This is a genomic window from Mycobacterium sp. NGS45 (assembly GCF_059812645.1).
Window position 1 is genome coordinate 1 of the sequence record NZ_JCALDB010000054.1, and the last position, 1,440, is coordinate 1,440.

A 1,440-nucleotide genomic window follows, 5' to 3' on the forward strand; every position below is an offset into this window, starting at 1 on the left:
TCACCGAGGCTCATCCACAGGTTCTGATCATTGCTCTCCAGCAAGACACGATAGTGCCAGACAAGATCGATTTTCCGACGCTTGATCTCCAATGTGAAGGACACCGCGATGGTGACCACCGCGTTGAATATGGCGTTGTGGCGCCGTTAGCCGACGAGCGGCGCTAGCAAACTGTTCACGTGGCGAAACTGGCGCGGCGTCGCGTCGCGGGCTTTACGCTGAGGTCCAGCGCCCACGGCGCTCAAGGAGGCCAGCCATGGCACTGCCCGCATTGGTTCTCGTGCACGGAGGCGGGTTCGCCGCTGATTGTTGGGAGCCCACCGTCGATGTGATCCGCAGCGTGGAGCCGGAACTAAAGGTGCTGACCGTTGATTTGCCAGGTCGGAGAAATAAGGCCGGTGACCTGATCACGGCTTGTATCGACGGATGGGTCAACTCGGTGGTGTCGGACATCGAGAATGCTGCGCTCGACGACCTTGTAATCGTCGGCCATTCGCTGGCGGGCGTGATCATCCCCGGTGTTGTCACCAAACTCGGCTCGGCGCGGGTCCGGGTGCGGGAGATGATCCTGGCCACCGCGCAAGTACCAGCCAACGGCAGCGCCCTGGTGGACACGCTTCCCGGAGAACTGAGCAGGTTCGCACGTCGCACCGCCAAACGCAAAGTGCAGAAAGGCCGTTCGGTTCGGGCGGGAGGTTTGCCTACTGCGTTGGCGAGGTTTGTATTCTGCAACGGAATGACTCCCGCAAAACGCAGGTTCACACTGGCTCGGTCCTGTCAGGAATCCCCCTCCATCATGATAGAAAAAGTTGACCGCAGTGGTATGCCCGACGATGTGCCACGCACGTGGATACTCACTCGGCGTGATCGCTCCGTCTCGATGAAGATTCAACGCGAGTGCATCGCCGCGCTTGGCGGTGTGCAGACCCTCATCGAGATCGACACCTGCCACATGCTGATGGTCAGCGAGCCAGAAAAGCTGGCCAACATCCTCGTCGAACGCTGCCGGTTGTACGCGTAGAGCCAAACAGCAACAGCGTAACCGCCGCAGTTCCTGACTTCTCTTGTACGGACCAGGGTTGCGTCCAGCAGAGTGGTGTACGAGTCGGAACCTGATCCCGGTCGCCGGCGTGTCGTAAACGAGTGTTTGAAGGTCATCGCGTGAATCTTTGACAGACCAACCAAAGTCACTCGAGCAAAGGAACCGACGCGATGACCACTGCCCACAATATCGGCCTGCCCATGGTGCTGGCCGAACGACTCACCACCGCCCACGGCTCAAGGACCTCGAACGCGAGAACTCCACCCTGGCGGTCCAGCTTCGCTGGGGTGATTGTTGATTATGACGTGTCGCCCGAGCGGAGGACCGCGTTGCGGATAACTAAAGAGATCCTATGGATGAGTATCCAGCACGGGACCTTAAACGACACACAACCGCTC

General features: G+C 59.4%; 2 protein-coding genes. Both read left to right on the forward strand.

The window, feature by feature from the left end; genetic code table 11:
• Positions 1-256: 256 nt before the first annotated feature.
• Positions 257-1,021 (forward strand): alpha/beta fold hydrolase, encoded by a 765-nt coding sequence (locus tag AC5Y3P_RS22290; protein ID WP_500048114.1) that lies wholly within the window; start codon positions 257-259, stop codon positions 1,019-1,021.
• A 191-nt stretch (positions 1,022-1,212) separates the two neighbouring features.
• Positions 1,213-1,440, forward strand: a 228-nt coding sequence (locus tag AC5Y3P_RS22295) for a hypothetical protein (protein ID WP_500048115.1), incomplete at its 3' end; no start/stop codon positions are given.